This window comes from Denitromonas iodatirespirans (assembly GCF_018524365.1).
In the GTDB taxonomy this organism is placed as follows: domain Bacteria; phylum Pseudomonadota; class Gammaproteobacteria; order Burkholderiales; family Rhodocyclaceae; genus Nitrogeniibacter; species Nitrogeniibacter iodatirespirans.
On record NZ_JAEKFT010000140.1, the window covers coordinates 1 to 458 of the forward strand.

The 458-nt window shown below is 67.9% G+C and carries 1 protein-coding gene; it reads right to left on the bottom strand.

What is annotated here, in order from left to right; genetic code table 11:
- The coding region (locus I8J34_RS24305) for a condensation domain-containing protein (protein ID WP_214364202.1) at nucleotides 1–458 on the bottom strand (458 nt) is incomplete at both ends.

A 458-nucleotide genomic window follows, 5' to 3' on the forward strand; every position in this document is an offset into this window, starting at 1 on the left:
GCATGCTCGTGATGGAGCAGACGGGCCAGTGTTTCGTGCGTCTGGCGAAGCGCCGCTTCGACCCCGCGCTCGTCGATGCGCAGGCGCACCGGCAAGGTGTTGATGAACATCCCGAGCACTCGGTCCGCTTGGGCGCCGCCTTGCATGCGCCCGAACAACACCGTGCCGAAGACCACGTCTTCCCTGCCCGTGGTTCTGGCGACCACCAGCGCCCAGGCCAGGTGCATCAGGCTGGCCGCGCTGATGCCCAGGCTGCGGGCCCGTTCGCGGATGCGCGTGCTCAAGCCGGGCTCGAGCATGTGATGCGCTTCGCTTACGTTGCTGCCGTCGCCCTGCACGTCCATGAGGCCGAACGGGGCGCTGGGCTCGTCGAGGTCGCCGAGCATCTCGGTGAAGAACGCTTCGTGTTCGGCTTCGCTCACGCCGAGGCGCGCTTGCGCCACGAAGTTGCGGAACGG